The sequence below is a fragment of the Pseudomonadota bacterium genome, from assembly GCA_039193195.1.
In the GTDB taxonomy this organism is placed as follows: Bacteria; Pseudomonadota; Gammaproteobacteria; order Steroidobacterales; family JBCBZW01; genus JBCBZW01.
In genome coordinates this window covers 82,719-100,467 of record JBCCWS010000019.1, presented here as the reverse complement: position 1 = coordinate 100,467, position 17,749 = coordinate 82,719, and the positions used below count along the sequence as shown (strand labels likewise).

Below are 17,749 nucleotides of genomic sequence, written 5' to 3'. Positions count from 1 at the left end.
CTGTTCAGACACTGACGCACCTCGCGAGCTTCAGGTCTTCACACCATCGACGAACGCGGGCTACGGCCGGTGACGCCACGAGGGCGTAAGCACTCAGGTTACTGTCCACCAATCGCTTGGCTTAGCTCGCCTGCCTCGAGGGCGGTCCAACCAAAGCGCTAACCTGCGCAAGGGCGACAGGGCAAGCCTCAGCCACAGGCGATGCCGACGCTTGGTGAAGTCACGATTGAACGGGCACACGCGCATGCAGATGGCGCAGTCCGACGCGAGCTGGGTCCAGAACCCGAAGCACTTCTCGGCATCAGACGTCCACTTGCGAACGCCTTTGATCGCTGAGGGCTGCGTGGAGAGCGCCGGGGATCCGTAGGGTAGTGCCTTGACCGGGCAGGCATCGGCGCACTTTGTGCAGATATCACAGAACGCCGCGACGCCCAGCTTGCGCGGTGTGTCGTGCTGCAGCGGCAGAGATGTGTAGATCTTCGAGAAGCGCAGGCGCGGCCCAAACTCGCGCGTGATCACCAGCTGATTGCGCGCATACTCCCCGAGCCCTGCCTGAAGCGCGTAGGGAATGACCAGCCCCGTGTCGTTCATGGAGGCCACGGCCTCATAGCCGAGATTTCGAATGTACGCCGCCAGCTGCATGACGATGGACGCTTCGTGCGAGTACTCACGGCCGGTTGCTGCCCCCGCTAGCGCGGAGGGATACGTGCTCACCAAACGCTCGTCCATCTCGTGTCCTAGGACGATTACGTGGGTAACACCACAGGGCAAAGCGTTCTCTTCGCCACTCATGTCGCGAGTGTCCACCCGTGAGGCGTATTGCCAACGTGAATCGAGGCGGGTGATGCCGCAAAGGTCCGCCCCGAAGAACCCTGCGATGCGCTTGATCTCGCGGCTCATGGCTGCCGGGTCATCCACTTCGACCGTCTCGGTAGCGACGGGCGTATCGTTCTCGATCGGTGCCTGAAAACCCTCCCGCTTGCCTTGCTCGGCGCGTCGGTTCGAGATCAGGTCCGACATCAACCAACTTGCGTTGCGCAAGGCGAAATCGCGCTGCGTGAAGCCATCGCCACGGCGCGGGATCGCTTCCATGCGGTATGAGGCGAAAAAGGCATCGGACCTGGCGCTGCGGACCGTGGAGTCCCAGAACGCGCGGGAGAAGATATCGTCGCGCTGGTGGAAGGGCGCGAAGTCGTCCGTGACCTCGATCCCCGCTGTGGCATCGTCTGGTGCAGCGCATTTGCTTGCCATGCGCTCCATTGGAGCAGATGGCGGGGCGGGGATGCCAGGGGTCAGCGCCTGCCCAGAGGCGCTACCACGGTCGACTGAGGAGTGCGCAGAGGTTGCTGGCGTCGTGCTCGGCCACTTGGATCTCGCCTTCGCAGTCGATCGTCGCGTCGTTGCGACCGCTCGAATCGTCGCCCCAGTAGCAGGTGTCGGTCTCCTGGCCACCGTCTAGCACATCGCTGACCTCGTCGTCCTGGAAGCACTCGCCGCCATCGAGGACATCGTTGCCCCGTTGGCCGTAGAGCTCATCGTCCGCGCCGCCGCCACACAACGTGTCGTTGTCGGCCTGCCCCTTGAGGATGTCGTGGTCATCGCCGCCGCATAGCAGGTCGTTGTCGTCGCCGCCCCAGAGCTTGTCCTGTCCATCGCGACCGTACAGATCGTCGTGGCCGTCTTCGCCGTGGAGGTTGTCGCGGTCGAGATCGCCCCAGAGCACGTCGTCGCCGTCGCCGCCCCAGATCTCATCATCACCCCAGCCGCCGTCGATGTAGTCATCGCCACCATTGCCGTAGATGGTGTCGTTGTCGCCGTTGCCGTAGAGGTAGTCGGTGTGGCTGCCGCCGCGGATGACGTCGTTGCCTTCGCCGCCCTTGATCTCATCGCCGCCGCCACCGCCGCAGATCACATCGTTGCCGCCCTTGCCTTTGATGATGTCATCGCCGCCACCGCCGTGGATGATGTCGCGCCCTGACGTACCGTTGATCACATCGGCGTTGTCAGTGCCGGAAATAGTCACCGCGTGGCCGTCACAGGTGGTGGGCACGGAAGCGCTAGCAACGATACCCCAGGTGCTGAGGAGGGTGGCCAACACCGCTACGGTCGCGTGCTTCACTCGAGTGGTCATCGGGAACTCCTAGTGGTTCAACGTTGGGTTGCGATACTGGAGTTCGCCGTTTGCGCGCGGCATCTGACACGGGGCGACAACGATGTGAGTGCGATCCGCGGCGGAGGAGTGTCACCGCCCGCCTGTGGTTGACCATACGGTGCGCACTCACAAATGCCCAACGCCTCTCCATCGGTTGTGACAACACCACCCGCGCGGGCACAGTAGTCGACTCATGAACAATCCAGGCTTGGCCCGTACGTTCCGGGCTGACATCCAGAGCCACTGGCTCGCTTGATGATGCCGCTAACCTATGTTGGAGCCCGCTATGGTGCGCCTGCTTCTGCTCGCCCTGCTTGTGACCGGCTCAGCCATCGCCCAACCCAGGCTTGTCGAACTCGTGGACGGTACGGATCTGACGGCGCCACTCGCCGGCCTCCAAGTGAGCCTGATGGAGAACGGGCGTGCCGCTGAGGGCTGGGCCTTAGGCTTCGCATCGCTCGGCCCGATGGGCACCGATCCCATGCGCCGCGATCACAAGATCCGCGTGGCATCGATTTCCAAACTGGTCGTGGCGATCGGCCTGATGAAGTTGGTGGAAGCTGGCAAGCTGGATCTCGACGCCGACGTCAGCGAGTACCTGGGCTGGCGCCTGCGAAATCCTGCCTTTGCGGATGCGCCGATCACGACCCGCCAGCTGCTCACGCACACCTCGTCCCTGCGCGACGGGACGGCCTATTCCATTCCCGCCGGCCAGGGCGCACTACGCGATTTCTTCACTGAAGGCTCCGCACATTGGGAAGAAGGCGCCCACTTCGCGGCGGGCGCAGGACGCGAACCCGGCGCCTACTTCACCTACTCGAACCTGGCCTTTGGCGTGCTCGGCTCGGTCATCGAACGACAAAGCGCCGAGCGATTCGATCGGTACATGGCCCGCGCGGTGCTCGATCCCCTCGGCATAAGTGCGCGCTTCAACGCCTGCGCCATCGCGCCCGGGCAGCGCGCGGCAGGCTTTCGCAAGCGCCCTCAGGAGGGCGATTGGAACCCGGCAGGTCCCTGGGTCGCCCAGGTGGACGATGGCCCGCCGCATTGCTTTTACGGGGGCAGCGATCCGACGTTCGTCAAGTCCTTCCTGCAGGACTACGAACTCGGCAGCAACGGCACGCTATTCTCCCCCCAAGGCGGCTTGCGAGCGAGCGCAGACGACCTGCTCGTGGTCCTGCGCATGCTCGCCGGTCGCGGCATGATCGACGGTCGCCGCATCCTCTCCGCCGGCACCGTCGAGACGATGCTCGCGCCGAGCTGGACGCTGAACGAGACAGGTAGCAACGGGCTCTCGGCAGGCGAAGTCGCCCCCGGCGGCCCGACCGATGGCCTCATGACCAGCTACGGCCTGTCTGTGCATCGTGTCGACATGCGCAGATGGGGCTTTGAGGCCGGCCCGCGCCTGCTCGTCGGCCACCTCGGTGAAGCTTACGGTGTCCTTAGCCACGCGCTGTTTGACCCGCAAAGCGGCGACGGCATCGTCACCATCATCTCCGGCACGGCGGATGACCCCGCGGCAGCGACGCCCGGCACGAGTCCGCTGTACCGCGTGGAGGAGGAGGTGTTGCGGTGGTGGCTGAGGAGGTAAGCCCGTGGCGGCGCCGAGGGCGCGTCAACTTGTCGCGCCCCACTACCCGGTGAGCGCTTTGATTTGGGCCGCAGTCCCAACGGATGACCCATGGACCGATCTACTCGCGGGCGCGCACGCCCCCTTCGAGCTCGACTTGATGGGTAGCACCGTCAGCGATGCCTTGCGCCGCTGGTTCTGCGCCATCAAGGTGCGCGTCCCCTTGCCGAGCACGCTCTCCCTGAGCAGCGAGACCGTCACGTGCTTCAGCGCGCCCCAACCAGCCGCCGGAGGCTTGTAGCCGTGGATCTTCTCTCTTTGCATCGCGGGGACACCGATGCGTCGGGGGTAGGAGGTTCCTGACTTTCAGGACGGCCGAGAGCCTGAGTCACACACGACGCGCGGTCCAACGGATTACCTCGATCGCCTAATTGGTACGCTCTATTGCGCCGCGGCTGACGTGAACTGACTCACAGGCACAATTGCCACCAGGGCCCCCATAGTGTGCTGCCCCGGGGGCGTGCTCATCGCGCCAACAGCGATATGGCCAGAAGCAGCGCGCCAAGTCCGCTGGCCACCGTGCGCAAGGTATTCAGTCGAGTCCAACGGTTCAGATAGTGCTCCCACACGGGCAGCGCCTGCGGGGACGAGGCATCAACCGCAGCGAGTGCGTTATTCAGCGGCACATTCCCCGCGCCTGTGACCAGGAAACAACCGAGCAGGTAGAGCAGGCCGCCAGTCGCCGCCCACGAGACGCCGGGACTACCCCAGGTCATGGCGGCCCGCACCGCCACGATCAGCGAACACACCGCCGTTCCCATGAAAATCCCTAAGAACACGGGATTGAGAATCAACGCGTTGATCGACTGCATGGCGGCGATGCCAGCTGGAGCCTGGAGACGCGCCAGCACCTCCATTACCGTGTTGGAGAAGATGAAGAACAGGCCCGCCATCATCGCCGAACCAATCAGCGCAGCGATCACGAAGGCATTGGTCAGTGCGCTCATTCACTGGCGCTCCACACGCCAGTGGCAGCCATCTCGCGCGCGTAGGCAGCAAAGTCCTTGGGCGGGCGGCCAAGGGCACGCTGGATGCCGTCGGTAAGGTAGGCGTTACGCCCGTCCAACACCGTGGCGAAGAGATAGTCGAGCATCCACACGACGTCCTGGGGAGCGCCCGACTCCCTCACGCCGTTGACGAAGGCCTCGTGGGGCACGGGCACATAGTCGATGATGCGGCCGGTTGCTTCGGACAAAGCCTGCGCAACCTCATTCAGCGTGAGCATACGAGGACCCGTCACCTCGTGGACCTCGCCGCGGTGACCGGGCTGGGTCAAGGCAGTGACCACCACCTCGGCGATGTCATCCACGTCGACGAAGGGTTCGGGCGTGTCGACATCGGGCAGCGTAACCCTCCCGGCCCGGACCATGTCGAGGAAGGCTCCCTCGGAGAAGTTCTGGTTGAACCAGCTAGCGCGGACGATGGTCCAGTCGATGCCACATGCCTGAACGATGGCTTCGCAGGCCTGGGCTTCCTCCTCGCCGCGACCGGAAAGCAGCACTAGGTGCTCAACACCGTGGTGCGTGGCTCTGGCCACCAGAGCGGTGATAGCGTCGGTGGCGCCCGGCATGGCCAAGTCTGGCGCGTAGTTGATGTAGACCGCCCGAGCGCCCTGCAGACAGGTCTCCCAGGTCGACTCCTGACCCCAATCGAAGCTCGGTACGGCCGAACGCGAACCTAGGCGCACGGGGATGTCGGCAGCGCGCAGCCCTTCGGCGATGCGGCGGCCGGTCTTACCGGTGGCGCCTAGGACCAGTACCGGGCGGCGATCGGTTGCGTCGGAGGGTGCTTGGGTGTTCATGGCGGGCTCCATTGCTGAGGTGACTGTGCTGCCAAATGATCGCCAGACGGTCGCGGGGACTCTTGACCGCACACGCCTCGGCATTGACCGCGGGCGCCAACCAGATGCCAGACGCGCCTCACACCCTTCGTGCTACCGTGGACAGCCAGGGCCAAGCCCCACGGCCCGCGTGAGGCAAGCGCCGTGAGCGGTGACGGGGCGCATGCACCCACGGACCGGCGACATGCTGACTGACCAAGAGATCGAAGCGTTCTACACCGTCGGCTGGTTGCTCAAGCCCGAGCTCTTCAACGCTGCAGAAGTCGACGCCATGCGCGCCTGCTTCTCAAACCTGGAGCGACTGGCCAGCGATATGCCACGTGCCGGGTTACGCGAGGGTTCGCAGTTCGTGCTCGGCGAGCGCGGCGGGGCGCAGGTCATTGAGCGAGTCGTCTGGGCTGGCAGCTCTCAGCCGTACCTCCTCGAGATCGGCAGCGATGCGCGCCTAACGGTGCCGGCCGCGCAGCTGCTCGGCAGCCTCGCCGTCGACCAGTTGCTCAGCCAAGCGCACTTCAAGCGACCCCACGACGGCGTCGTATTCGGCTGGCATCAGGACATTCGACACCGGGACAAGGGTGGCGACACCTGGCGCGACGCCAACGGCCGCGGCAGCTTCGTACAGGCCATCATAGTCCTCGACGCCATGACGCCCGACAGCGGCCCCTTGCAGTTCATCGCCGGAAGTTCGCGCTGGGGTCAGGTGGATTTCACCGAGCACGACTACAACGATCCAAACTGCACCCTGCGGCGAGGACTTTCGATGGTCGTCTCGTGGCGCGCGCCGGGGCGATTGACACCAACGCCCTCGACACCGCCCCCCAGCCCCTCACAGGCCCGCCGCCGCCTGAGCTGCACGGTGTTGTGCTCACACCCATCGGCCCCTGGCCGGCTGCAGCTCTTCCAGCGACGCACGCTCCTTCTCCCCGCGGCTGACGGCCTTGGCCCGAGCGCAAGCCGCCGGCGCCAGTGCTGGCAGACTTGCCCCCTATCCACTGGCCCGGGAACGAACCCGGTGGACCCAGCGCAGTGAACTCTCTAGACCATATGGTGGTGGTCGCCTATCTCGGCGCCTTGCTCTTCCTCGGTTACCGCTTGCGGGAACAGAAGGTGGAGCAGGACTACTACCTCGGCGGTCGGCGCATCGGCTGGTTCCCACTCACCCTCTCCACCATGGCCACCCAGCTCTCGGCCATCAGCTTCATCTCCGCCCCGGCCTTCGTCGGCCTGCGCGAGGGTGGTGGGCTCAAGTGGCTCACCTATGAACTAGGTTTGCCGATCGCCATGGCCCTGATCATGTTCGTCATCGCCCCGGCCTTGTACCACTCGGGCGTGGTGAGCATCTACGACTACCTAGAGAAGCGCTTCGCTCGCTCCACACGTGTAATGATCAGCATCGCCTTTCAGGTCGTGCGCGCTTTCTCCACAGGCATCATGGTGTACGCCATGAGCATCATCCTGCAGGCGGTGTTGGGCATGCCTCAGTGGCAGTCGATCCTCGCTGTAGGCGTGATCACGATGGTCTACTCCGCCAGCGGCGGCATGCGTGCGGTGGTGTACGGCGACGCCCTGCAGATGGGGCTGATCGTGGTCGGCCTGATCGCCGTCGGTCTCTACGCGCTGCTCGCCCTGGGGGATTCAGGCGTCGACTCGTTCTGGTCAAGCGTCGAACCCGCTCGCCTGGTCACGGCGGATTTCAGCGCCTTCGGCTTCGAGGGCGATCAGTTCGGCTTCTGGCCCATGCTGCTTGGCGGCATCGTGCTGTACGCGTCCTACTACGGCTGCGATCAAACCGAAGCTCAACGGCTGCTTTCGGCGCGCAGCCTCGCCGACACGCGGCGGGTACTCTTAATGAACAGCTTGCTGCGCTTCCCGCTGGTGGTGCTGTACTGCCTCGTAGGGCTCGCCGTGGGCCTAGTGATACAGAGCGATCCAAACCTCCTCGCCCAGGTGCCTGCCGACAGGCCGGACTTCATGATGCCGATCTTCATCCTCGAGTTTCTGCCCCACGGCATGATCGGCATGCTGCTTGTGGCCGTGCTGGCGGCAGCCATGTCATCGCTGAGCTCCGCAGTCAATTCGCTGTCGGCCGTCAGCCTGAAGGATCTGGACGCCCTGGGCATTCGCCCCCGCGACGAGCAGCACACGGTGCGATGGGCGCGGACTGTCTCTGTGGTCTGGGGTTTGATGATCTTGGCGTTATCGCTGTTCGCAGGCGCCATCGCCCCGACGGTCATCGAGGCGATCAACAAGGTCGGGTCCGCCTTATTCGGGCCTATCCTCGCGGTGTTTCTGCTAGCCATCCTGAGGCGTCAGCGAAGCCCGATCGGCGCCAACGTGGGACTGCTGGTAGGTGTTGGGGTCAACCTCTATCTGTGGCGGGGCCATCCAGAGATATTCTGGATGTGGTGGAACGTGATCGGCTTCACCGTCACGCTCACGGTGGCAGCGAGCATTCGCGCGCTGACATCGCCTGCGTTTCTCAACACGGAAAAGGCCGTGGGTTCCCTGTACCGCCCCCCCCTGGTGTGGCGTGCCTACGCGAGCGCACTCGTCGTTTGGTTTGCGCTGATCGTTGTATTCATCGTCGCCGTCGCGCCGAATCTGCGCGGCGCCGAGGCACCTGCTCCGGTGACTCACGTGCGTGCCCCTGAGGTACTTGCGGGGTAATCGTCTTTATCCGCCCGCCGCAGGGCCGACTCGAAACGAACAATCGCCAATGCCCAATACGCTCAGCCTAATGTTCGTCTGCACCCACAACCGCTGCCGGAGCATTCTGTGCGAGGCGCTGGCGCGGAGCCTGAGCGAGGGTCGCATCACGGCGACTAGCGCGGGCAGCAGTCCGAGCGGCGAGGTACATCCGGATACGCTCGCCACGCTGCAAGCACTCGGCATCGACACCACCGGCTTGCGCAGCAAGTCCTGGGACCACTGCGACGGCAAGCACCTGGACGCCGTAATCACCGTATGCGACAGCGCTGCAGGCGAATCCTGCCCCCTGTGGCTAAGCAACACGGTCATCGCCCACTGGGGCCTGCCAGACCCGTCGAAGGTGGAGGGTGCGTCTGCGCGGGCTGCTGCCTTCGACGCTGTGATCGGCGTCATCGAGCGTCGCGTACGGCGCCTGCTTGCACACGACTTTGCCGTACTAGAGGGCGAGCGCTTGCGCGATGCTCTCGAGGGGATCGCAAAGACGCCCACCTGAGCAGGACTCTGCGGCGCCGACAAAGCCACTCGCCCCTAGCGGTAACGCTCCCCTCGATGCTCCACCCAGCCGCCGGCGATGTCTCCATCCGGATCGTGGTGGGTCCAGTGCACCACCCCGCCCCGATCGGTCCACTCGTACTCGCCGTAGACGCGGATCGGATCGTCCTCGCGGATGTCCGCTACGCGCGGCGCCAGATCGATGTTGTGCGCTACCAAGACCGTGTGGCCTGAAGAGGTGCGCATGATGAAGCGCTGATGGCGAGACCCGTCATTATCGTCCGCGAGGATGCGATCGATGCGCCCGTCGACGGTTAGCCAGGTGTCGCTGCGCCGCGCGGCGAAGAGGGATTCAACCGTGGGCCCACCCGCGCTCTCGCTGTTACCCATTGATAAACCACCGTTTTCCAGGACAGCAAGCACTGCGCCGGCGATCAGCAGCAGGGTCCCGATGACAGTTTTTGGCATCCGCACCAATCAGCCTCCCGAACAAAACAGCTCATCTGCTGTTGTGGGTGAAACCTTTTCGCGGGAGCTGACAACTCCCCATCAAGGTCGGGCGGTTTGGCGCTGAAGTGCCACCCCTCCCATGACGGCGCCCCCCCCAATCGCCGCCGTGGCCCGGTGCTTCGAGCCGACCCGTCCAACCGCTTCCCTGTGTGAGCTTACGCCCCGGTCTTCGGACCGGGGCGCTTTTTTTTGGGTGGCCCGTTTTCGGCTCGCGTGTGCTGCGTGCGGAAGGGCTTGCCCGATCCTGCGGCGGCTTTGGTGGGCGCGGCACTGCGCTTGCGACGGCGTCCCTCCGGCACCGCCCCCGTGCCAGCCGGCTGATAGCGCGGAATCAGATGGCGCTTACCGTTACCGATGAGATCTGCCCGCCCCATGCGGCGCAGGGCGTCACGCAGGAGCGGCCAGTTCTCCGCGTCGTGGTAGCGCAGGAAGGCCTTGTGCAGGCGGCGCTGACGCAAGCCCTTCGGCACCACCACGCCCTCGCTCTGCTCAGTGACCTTACGCAGGGGGTTCTTGCCCGAGTGGTACATCGCCGTCGCCGTGGCCATAGGCCCCGGCAAGAAGGCCTGCACCTGGTCGGCCCGAAACCCGTTCGCCTTCAGCCATAGGGCGAGCTCCAGCATGTCCTCATCGGTGGTGCCTGGGTGTGCCGCGATGAAGTATGGGATTAGGTACTGCTCCTTACCCGCTGCCTTCGAGTAGCGGTCGAACAGTTCCTTGAAGCGATAGTAGGTGCCCACGCCCGGCTTCATCATCGCCTTCAGCGGACCCTCGCCGATCGCCTCGGGGGCGATCTTGAGGTAACCGCCCACGTGGTGGCTAGCGAGCTCCTTGACGTACTCGGGGGACTCGATCGCGAGATCGTAGCGCACGCCGGAAGCGATCAGTATCTTCTTGATACCGGGAATCGCGCGCGCCTTGCGGTATAGGCTGATCAGCGGTGCGTGATCCGTGTTTAGGTTCGGACAGATCCCCGGGTAAACGCACGATGGGCGACGGCATGCCGCCTCGATCTTCGGGTCCTTGCAAGCCAGGCGATACATGTTGGCCGTAGGACCACCGAGATCGGAGAGAACCCCAGTGAAGCCCGGCACCTCATCGCGGATCGCCTCCACCTCCTTCAGGATGGACCTCTCCGAGCGATTCTGAATAATGCGTCCCTCGTGCTCGGTGATCGAGCAGAAGGTGCAGCCGCCGAAGCACCCGCGCTGGATGGTCACGGAGAAGCGAATCATCTCGTAAGCCGGAATCCTCTCCTCGCCATACTTCGGGTGCGCCACGCGTGCATACGGCAGCTCGTACACCGCATCCATCTCATTCGTGTGCAGCGGCAGCGGTGGCGGGTTCAGCCAAACATCCTTGTCGCCGTGGCGCTGGACGAGAGCGCGAGCGTTGCCAGGGTTCGATTCGAGGTGCAGGATGCGCGACGCATGGGCGTAGAGCACGGCGTCATCGACCACCTGCTCGTAGGCGGGCAGGCGAATGTAGCTCTTCGCCCGGTCGGCACGCGGGACGCGGCGTTGAAAGCGCACGACGTGCTCCTTCGGCGCTGCCGTCGGTTCGACCGGCGTGGGCGCGCCGGTGTCGCAGCCGCTGCCCGTACCCGCATCGACGTTGCCCATCTTCATCTCGTAGGGATCGGGATGGGCATCGATGCGGCCAGGTGTGTCGAGGTGGGTTGAGTCGATCTCAGTCCAACCCTCGGGCAGCTGGGGTCTTAGATAGGCCGTGCCGCGCACGTCCTTCAGCTCGGCGATGTCCTCGCCCGCCCCGAGGCGGTGGGCGATCTCGACGATGGCGCGCTCGCCGTTGCCGTAGACAAGGAGGTCTGCGCGCGCGTCCAGCAAGACGGAGCGGCGGATCTTCTCCTGCCAGTAGTCGTAGTGTGCGATACGGCGGAGGCTCGCCTCGATGCCACCGATCACCAGAGGCACGCCAGCGAAGGCCTCGCGCAGGCGCTGGCTGTAGACGACGACGGCCCGATCGGGGCGGGCGCCGCCGGCACCGCCCGGCGTGTAGGCGTCGTCGGAGCGGCGCTTACGATCCGAGGTGTAGCGGTTCACCATCGAGTCCATGTTGCCCGCGGTGATGCCGAAAAAGAGGTTCGGCCGGCCTAAGGCCTGGAAATCCTTGGTCGACTGCCAGTCCGGCTGCGCGATGATGCCGACGCGGAAGCCCTGGGCTTCCAGCAGACGGCCGACGATGGCCATACCGAAGCTCGGATGATCAACATACGCATCGCCTGTCACGACGATGATATCGCAACTATCCCAACCTAAGACATCTATCTCCTCGCGGGACGTGGGCAGGAAGGGGGCGACGCCGAATCGGTGCGCCCAGTAGGGGCGATAGCCGAATAGCGGTGGCGCCTCGGGCATGGCGGTGGCGTGTTGCATCGCCGAATTGTAGCACTGAGGCATGGGCCGAACGGACGCCGTCGAACCGATACGGTGGCATCCGCGCCTCCCTCCCTCACGCAGGGACTCGCACGGTCCGCCGCGCCTAGGGCGATGTCAACCCCGCCGCGTCCGTATATGCGTTGGCAAAGGTACGGCGAACATCCGCGGGCAACAGCAGATCCCTCGCCGAACGCCAGCGCGCAACGACGTCCCCATAGCTCCTTTGGAGCGTGGCAGGCGTCATGCGGTTGATCTTTCCCCAGTGATGGGTGTGGGGAATGTCGCTAGCTTCCAGGGCACCCCAGGCAGCGCTTAAGAACTCCCTAGTACGCCTTGAATCAACCCCATCGAGCTCGATCACACAGGTGCGATCGTAACGGGTGAAAGCGAGATGTCCCAGGGAGCCTTGCACGAAGCGCAACGCGAAGATAAGGCCAGGTCTAACCTCCCGATGCACATCGAGCAATAGCTCGTAGGCGTCCCACAAGCGCTCTAGCGGCACAGCGATAGCGCTTGCGCTGGCACCAGCCCGTGGACGGGAGGTGCCAAAGGTCTCGCCCCAAGTGCCTAGTTGTCCTGAGTTAGAAGTTCGTTGATGAATTCGCACGCGAGTTGTTGTCCCTGAGCGCGGCGCGAGGACGAGCGTGGCAGGTCCCACGGGAGGAGGAGCAACGTGTTCAGGGGCGAAAACGTGCCGCGAATTCATCAACGAACTGCTAACTCAGGACACTAGCTCTGTTCGGTCGAACTCGGGCAGCTCCTGGTCGAAGAGCAATCCCACCAGCAGCTTCGCGCTAGGCGCGATGAGCTCTGTTAGCGCTGCGGCCTTGCTCAGCATGTCGTAGCCGATGCCGGTGCGGTCGCTGATCGTGTAGTCCGGCGTGTGGTCCGCGGGCATCGCTCGCTCGTGCATGAAGGTCAGCGAGACCTCCCGCGTGTCGTAGGGGTTGATGACGACCAGCGCGAAGTAGGGATCGCTGTCGAGGTTCGCCACCCCAACGGCCGGGAAGTCCAGCGCCTCGACGGCCACGCGAAACTGATCGTCGAAGGGCACATTTCGCCGCCGCGCTTCCAGCAGGAAGCTATCGCGAGCCTCCACTAGGGTTGCGTTGACCAAGCCACACGCACCCAAGTGCACGAGAGCCGCCTCGAATAGGCTGTCATCTTTGACGTGTTCGTCGATCCCGAGCATGCCAATGAAGCTGTCCGACACGACGGGCCGGGATGCCCGCTCGACCCACAGCGATCGGTCAGTCACCACCAGCAGTTGCAGGCCAACGACGTGTCCCTGGATGGCGCCATAGCCGATGGCGGAGCTGTAGGTGCCGGTGGCGATGGCACCTGGAATGGTCTGCCCATTGCTTGCCCCCGAGGTGGCAAGAGCACGGCCACTGCGTTCCAAGTGCCGATTGAGCTCTGAGATCGAGACCCCGATCTGACACAAGGTGAGCCGAGTCGGGTCGCCGTCGAAGTCGGCGCGGACCCGACCGGGCGATAGGTCGAAGATCCAGTTCATGGGTGCGCTGTTGAGCTGAAAACCATCGGTGACAGCCACCGGTGAGAAGGACCACTGGCCGCCGAGCGTGCGCAGTAAATGGCCCGCGTCGCGGGCTTCGCCGATGATGTCCTGAGCGACGCGGGTAGTCGCGAGGAGCCCGGAGACATTCGGCGGCCCTTGCGGGTTGGCTAAATCGATCTGTTCGGCAACACGCTGAGAAATATTTTCGTGCCAGTTCTTCTACACCTTCGATCCGTAGCGGAACTCGCGAGCGTTAGGCATCATCTTATCCTCCGCGGCTATCAGCACGCCCACCAAGGCTAGCGCTAAGTCGGTCTATGCCTCTAGAGCTCGCCTGACTGCGGCAGCTTGCGGCACTTCCACAGGCACCACGATGCCAAGGCAAATGACCGTGACGAGCGCATAGGCGGGGTTGGTGCGAACGCGCACCTCATCGAGGGCGTGATCGAGGCAGTTCCCGGCAACTTCTTCGCGCTCGACAATGCCCCAGAAATAGGCAGTGAGCGTCGCATTCTCGTAGCCAGTCGCGGGGTTCGGTTGGTCGACCACGAGGCGATGGCTGGCGCAACCCGCCATGCGGAACAAGAGGGGCACGAGCAAAGTCACTGGTACCAGGAATCGACCTGTTGGCGTCATCACGGATCTCCCGAACAGCCTTCCTCAAGATCAGCTCACGGATCGATTCTTTGCAACACCTATCTACAACGTTAGCTGTTCAGCCAAAAGCTCGTGCGCCGCACGGACGAACTCTCCTACTTCTGCTGGCCCCTAAAGGGCAAAGTACTCAGCACCCGTAGAGCCATCCAGCACCTTGCGGCGCGCTTATCGTGCTCAGCGGACGATCGTCACCTCAAGCACAGCGGAGTCGTCGTCGGTCTCCACCGCCATTACCACATCGCGAGGCACGCTCCAGTAGTCGCCCTCCTGGCGAAGGACGCGCTCATCACCAATCACGGTGATCAACTGCCCACCGCGCAGATGAATCACCAGGAACGCATCACCATCGATAGGCAAGCGATCGAGTGACAGGCCACCACCGAGCATCCAGCGCTCGATCGCGACGCCCACGGTGCGACCGCTAAGCAGCGCGAGCTGCCCGCTGCCAAGCTCGTCGCGCTTCACACGCTCGATGCGGTCCGCCCCCTCTTCTTGGCCAGTGCCTACAACGGGCAAGAGACCTAGGGTGATGATGATCATCGCCAGCGTCCATTCCGTGCGTCGTCGTATTCCAAGCGTACTCATGATTCCGGCTCCAGCATGTAGAGCGCTCCGCCGCTGTTACAGCTGCGGCCTGAGGCGACGAACACCCGACCGCCCGCGAGCGCTGGTTCGCCAAGGATGGCGACACTCCCCAGATCAATGGTCCGCAACACGTGCGGTCGGGGTACGACGTTAAAACCATTGGCCGCGCAGTCCGCGAGGGCGATCGCCGGGTTGCTGCACAGCGACGACGTCGAGGGCCAGGCGCTGGGGTCAGCAATCGCGACCAACCCACCCGATCCGGTGCCGACGTACACGATGCCGTGAGTGACCGATGGCGACCCGAGCTGGTATTGGTCACCTTGCACCGCTCCGGGGATATCAGCGATCCATCGCACTCGCCCGCCCGCACCGCCGCAGGCGTTGAAGGCGTGGAGCCGCCCAAAACCGGTGTCTGTAGTGTTCACGATATCCTCGCCGCCCGCCTCGCTGATGTAGGTGTCATCCCAGGCGGCGCCCGGGTAGAGGTAGCGGGAATCCCCGTGCGCTGTGCCCCACGCTGGATCGAATTCATAGCCGGGCGCACTGCCCGTAGGGGGGAATTGCCAGCGCGGTGAGTAGGCCGCGCCGGGATCGACTGCGTAGGTCCAACCGTCCTTCATACGCGACAGCACTAGATCGCCGCAGCTCGAGCGAAGCAAGCTCGGACCCGCCGACCAGTCCGGATCTCCATCCAACTCAAACGGCACGGGCTGCAGCTTCCAGTCGACGGCACCGCTAGAGGCGTTCAGGCGCAGCATGCTAAGACCGTGATTCGGTGAGGGCTCCGGCTGACAGCCACCGTTCCAGCACCTGCTGTTCCCGGTGGTGATGAAAATACCGTCCCGCCCGAAGCCGCCGGCGATAGGGCTCCACACGCCGCCACCGCGCGTAGAGGTCGCCTTAAAGTCAAACCCAGGGACGGGGTTGCCGGTGCTTAGTTCTACGGCGACCACGCGACCGTTCTGGATCGGGTTGTCTGCGTGGTTGGCGATCCCGATGTAGACACGATCGCCAAAGACCAGCGGTGGTGCGTACCCAGTCTGTTCGTGTAGTTCACCCTCGTCGCGTCGGGTCAGGCCGTTCAGCACCGCGATCTCGGGCGATTTCCAGACCTCGGCACCCGTCTGCACATCCAGAGCGAATAACCGTCCGCTGCCGAGGCCTGCACCAATGGACGGGTCGGGGGCAGCGAAGATCACGACATCCACCTCACCCTGCACGCGTCCGATCACGGCGCTCGCAGCGATGCCGCAGCTCGACGGATTGCTCTCGAACTGCGTACGCAGATCCGGCGACCCCGGCGGCGGGTATTCCCATTGGACTGCACCCGTGGCGGCGTCGAGGGCGTAGAAGCGGCCGTTGCCGTTGCCGATGAACACTCTGTCTTCGTGAACTACCGGCGAAGCGCGGAAGGCACGAGTCCCAGGCGGATCGAACTCCCAACCTACCTGGAGCCGCTTCACCTCGTACGGGTCGGCTAGCGCTGAGAGCTGGGTTTGGTTGGCGGAGCGCAGGGCGTTGTGGCGAAAGGCAGGCCAATCGCCAGAACAGGCACGATCATCACCCCCCAGATTCTCGCACTGGACATCGATCTCGTACACCCAAGCGCTCTCGCAGCTGCCGAGGCGTTGCACTACCGTGAGTGTCTGGCCATTGCCGAGCGGTGTGCTTAAGTTGATTACGTCCGGGCCGGAGTGACCGATCTCCGCACCATCGGCAAACACCAAAATCTCCGCACCCTCGACGTAGTCCGTGAGCACGACCTTGGAGTCCCCGGGCAGGGGCGGCTTGATGATCGGCGGGGGCAGGTCTTCACACGGGGTCGGGGTAACGGGCACCGACGGATCGCTGCTCGTGCAAAGCGATTGGGTCGCCGTGTAGCTAGCGGACGATACCTCGGGGTTGACGAGAATGATGTGTCCAGCCCCGCCCGGAGTGACCGTCGCCCCGACGCTCGTGCCAGCCTCGAAAACGTCGACAAACGCCCCGGTGGTTAGGGCGCCATGATCGGGTGCCGCCCCCCTTGCGATGACCCGATCATTACCCTCGTACACGTCGTGCACCGTCGGGACCTCGATCGTAGGCGGCTCCGCGCGCACAGTTTGCTCTGCGCTGGTTGCGGATTGCTCACAGAGCGAGGCGACTGCCCAGGTACGTGCATCTAGATTGAAAGCGGGAGTCACGCCGGTCCAGTTCAGGCCCCACTCGGGGGTGGCGTTGAAGGCACCGACGACATTGCCGCCCGCTGCGCCAGCATCGCGTGCGAGTACTTCCACGCGAGCCCCGGGCACGACATCGCTGACCCCGAGTGCCCGCCCACACTCCCACACGGGCGGCGCGTTGATGCGGGGCTGAGGGAGCCCTGCGGGATAGTCCTCCAGATGGGAAGTCACCGTCACCGCATTGGAGGGTGCACTAGTGAATCCGTTCACCGTCTGCGTCACCGTCAGTACCTGACCCACCTCGAACACCAGACCCGTATCGATGTTGACGCCCAGGGCGGGAAACTCGCCCGTGGCGGAGGCGATCGGCGTCGGATCTGCGTCGAGGTATACCTCGATCAAAGCACCTTTAATGAAGTGCTTTACCGCGACGTTCGTGGCGCAAGCGTAGATCGGGTGCAGCAGCGTCGGCGCGGAGATAAAGGCGCGGTCTTCGTCGTACTCGCCCTGGTTAGGTCTTACGTTCGGGTCGTCACTCGACGGGGGAGTGTCAGCGCTATCGCACCCTAGCAGCAGGAGCGAGGACAGCAGGAGCGCGGTCACCGAGCCCAGCGCCCGACCTGCGAGCCGTTCGGGCCTCGTGTTCTTGTCCCTACGTGAGGTGATCATCACTGCTGCCCATCCGTAACGATAACGGCATGCGCCGCCAGCGGCTTGTCCTTGGCGGGATTGGTAAGGGAGACTTCAACCCCCTCAGGCACGCTCAAGGACATGCCCATTCGCAACGCCTGCTCTTTACCATCCAGCGAAATTTCCCCATCACCTGAGCGAACGAAGATGAACGCTGCACCCTCAAGCACGGCGGGCGCACTGCGCATACCAGGACCTACCAAGAGATCCCATAGCTGCGTACTCACGCCTTCGTCGCCTGCAGAGCGATAACTGCGACGCACGAGCAGCCCAGGCACATACTCCCTAAACTCATTCCGCTTCGTGCCTGGTATCTGTTCCTCAACCCGAGCAGGAGCAACCTCGACCGGCCCGGGAGCCACTGCATCCTGCGCATTCACTGCGCCGACAGAGGACGCTATCAC

At 64.1% G+C, this 17,749-nt stretch carries 17 protein-coding genes; 5 read left to right on the top strand and 12 right to left on the bottom strand.

The annotated features are described in order from the left end of the window. Positions 1 to 93: 93 nt before the first annotated feature. On the bottom strand, positions 94 to 1,260 hold the full coding sequence (locus AAGA68_15745) for a reductive dehalogenase domain-containing protein (GenBank protein MEM9386510.1): 1,167 nt from the start codon (positions 1,258 to 1,260) through the stop codon (positions 94 to 96). 52 nt (positions 1,261 to 1,312) lie between these two features. Next, positions 1,313 to 2,131 carry a calcium-binding protein gene (locus AAGA68_15740; protein ID MEM9386509.1) on the bottom strand — a complete coding sequence of 273 codons (819 nt, stop codon included), beginning with the start codon at positions 2,129 to 2,131 and terminating at the stop codon, positions 1,313 to 1,315. Positions 2,132 to 2,438: 307 nt separating this feature from the next. Between AAGA68_15740 and AAGA68_15735 the strand changes: the two genes are divergently transcribed. Both AAGA68_15735 and AAGA68_15730 read left to right on the top strand, forming a co-directional pair. Continuing rightward, complete coding sequence (locus AAGA68_15735; GenBank protein MEM9386508.1) at positions 2,439 to 3,743, top strand: serine hydrolase domain-containing protein; 1,305 nt, start codon at positions 2,439 to 2,441, stop codon at positions 3,741 to 3,743. Positions 3,744 to 3,747: 4 nt separating this feature from the next. Further along, positions 3,748 to 4,023, top strand: a complete 276-nt coding sequence (locus tag AAGA68_15730; GenBank protein MEM9386507.1) for a hypothetical protein — start codon at positions 3,748 to 3,750, stop codon at positions 4,021 to 4,023. Positions 4,024 to 4,246: 223 nt separating this feature from the next. On the opposite strand, the gene AAGA68_15725 is transcribed toward AAGA68_15730, so the two are convergent. After that, positions 4,247 to 4,729, bottom strand: coding sequence for an anthrone oxygenase family protein (locus AAGA68_15725; GenBank protein ID MEM9386506.1), 483 nt, complete (start codon positions 4,727 to 4,729; stop codon positions 4,247 to 4,249). Next, on the bottom strand, positions 4,726 to 5,583 hold the full coding sequence (locus AAGA68_15720) for an NAD(P)H-binding protein (GenBank protein ID MEM9386505.1): 858 nt from the start codon (positions 5,581 to 5,583) through the stop codon (positions 4,726 to 4,728). The genes AAGA68_15725 and AAGA68_15720 overlap by 4 nt, the downstream gene beginning before the upstream one ends. A 223-nt stretch (positions 5,584 to 5,806) precedes the next feature. On the opposite strand from AAGA68_15720, the gene AAGA68_15715 reads away from it, so the two are divergent. Genes AAGA68_15715 through AAGA68_15705 form a run of 3 tightly spaced genes read left to right on the top strand, consistent with a single transcriptional unit; the run spans position 5,807 to position 8,824 of the window. Beyond that, on the top strand, positions 5,807 to 6,652 hold the full coding sequence (locus AAGA68_15715; protein MEM9386504.1) for a phytanoyl-CoA dioxygenase family protein: 846 nt from the start codon (positions 5,807 to 5,809) through the stop codon (positions 6,650 to 6,652). Beyond that, on the top strand, positions 6,649 to 8,289 hold the full coding sequence (locus AAGA68_15710; protein MEM9386503.1) for a sodium/solute symporter: 1,641 nt from the start codon (positions 6,649 to 6,651) through the stop codon (positions 8,287 to 8,289). The genes AAGA68_15715 and AAGA68_15710 overlap by 4 nt, the downstream gene beginning before the upstream one ends. Positions 8,290 to 8,338: 49 nt before the next feature. Further along, positions 8,339 to 8,824 (top strand): arsenate reductase ArsC, encoded by a 486-nt coding sequence (locus tag AAGA68_15705; protein ID MEM9386502.1) that lies wholly within the window; start codon positions 8,339 to 8,341, stop codon positions 8,822 to 8,824. A 35-nt stretch (positions 8,825 to 8,859) separates the two neighbouring features. Here AAGA68_15705 and AAGA68_15700 read toward each other — a convergent pair whose 3' ends face one another. The 8 genes from AAGA68_15700 to AAGA68_15665 form a co-directional block, all read right to left on the bottom strand. Continuing rightward, positions 8,860 to 9,291: a DUF3465 domain-containing protein gene (locus AAGA68_15700; protein MEM9386501.1), complete on the bottom strand. Its 432-nt coding sequence runs from the start codon at positions 9,289 to 9,291 to the stop codon at positions 8,860 to 8,862. A 197-nt stretch (positions 9,292 to 9,488) separates the two neighbouring features. Then, positions 9,489 to 11,729 carry a YgiQ family radical SAM protein gene (locus AAGA68_15695; protein MEM9386500.1) on the bottom strand — a complete coding sequence of 747 codons (2,241 nt, stop codon included), beginning with the start codon at positions 11,727 to 11,729 and terminating at the stop codon, positions 9,489 to 9,491. Between the two features lie 106 nt (positions 11,730 to 11,835). Continuing rightward, positions 11,836 to 12,339, bottom strand: coding sequence for a hypothetical protein (locus AAGA68_15690; protein MEM9386499.1), 504 nt, complete (start codon positions 12,337 to 12,339; stop codon positions 11,836 to 11,838). A 114-nt stretch (positions 12,340 to 12,453) separates the two neighbouring features. Next, the gene (locus tag AAGA68_15685) at positions 12,454 to 13,356 is read right to left on the bottom strand and encodes an FAD-binding protein (GenBank protein ID MEM9386498.1); all 903 of its coding nucleotides are present in this window, start codon (positions 13,354 to 13,356) and stop codon (positions 12,454 to 12,456) included. Between the two features lie 210 nt (positions 13,357 to 13,566). Beyond that, positions 13,567 to 13,887, bottom strand: coding sequence for a hypothetical protein (locus tag AAGA68_15680; GenBank protein MEM9386497.1), 321 nt, complete (start codon positions 13,885 to 13,887; stop codon positions 13,567 to 13,569). Between the two features lie 195 nt (positions 13,888 to 14,082). After that, positions 14,083 to 14,493, bottom strand: a complete 411-nt coding sequence (locus AAGA68_15675) for a hypothetical protein (GenBank protein MEM9386496.1) — start codon at positions 14,491 to 14,493, stop codon at positions 14,083 to 14,085. Beyond that, positions 14,490 to 17,324: a PQQ-binding-like beta-propeller repeat protein gene (locus AAGA68_15670; GenBank protein MEM9386495.1), complete on the bottom strand. Its 2,835-nt coding sequence runs from the start codon at positions 17,322 to 17,324 to the stop codon at positions 14,490 to 14,492. The genes AAGA68_15675 and AAGA68_15670 overlap by 4 nt, the downstream gene beginning before the upstream one ends. Next, complete coding sequence (locus tag AAGA68_15665; protein ID MEM9386494.1) at positions 17,324 to 17,572, bottom strand: cupin domain-containing protein; 249 nt, start codon at positions 17,570 to 17,572, stop codon at positions 17,324 to 17,326. The genes AAGA68_15670 and AAGA68_15665 overlap by 1 nt, the downstream gene beginning before the upstream one ends. Positions 17,573 to 17,749 lie beyond the last annotated feature (177 nt).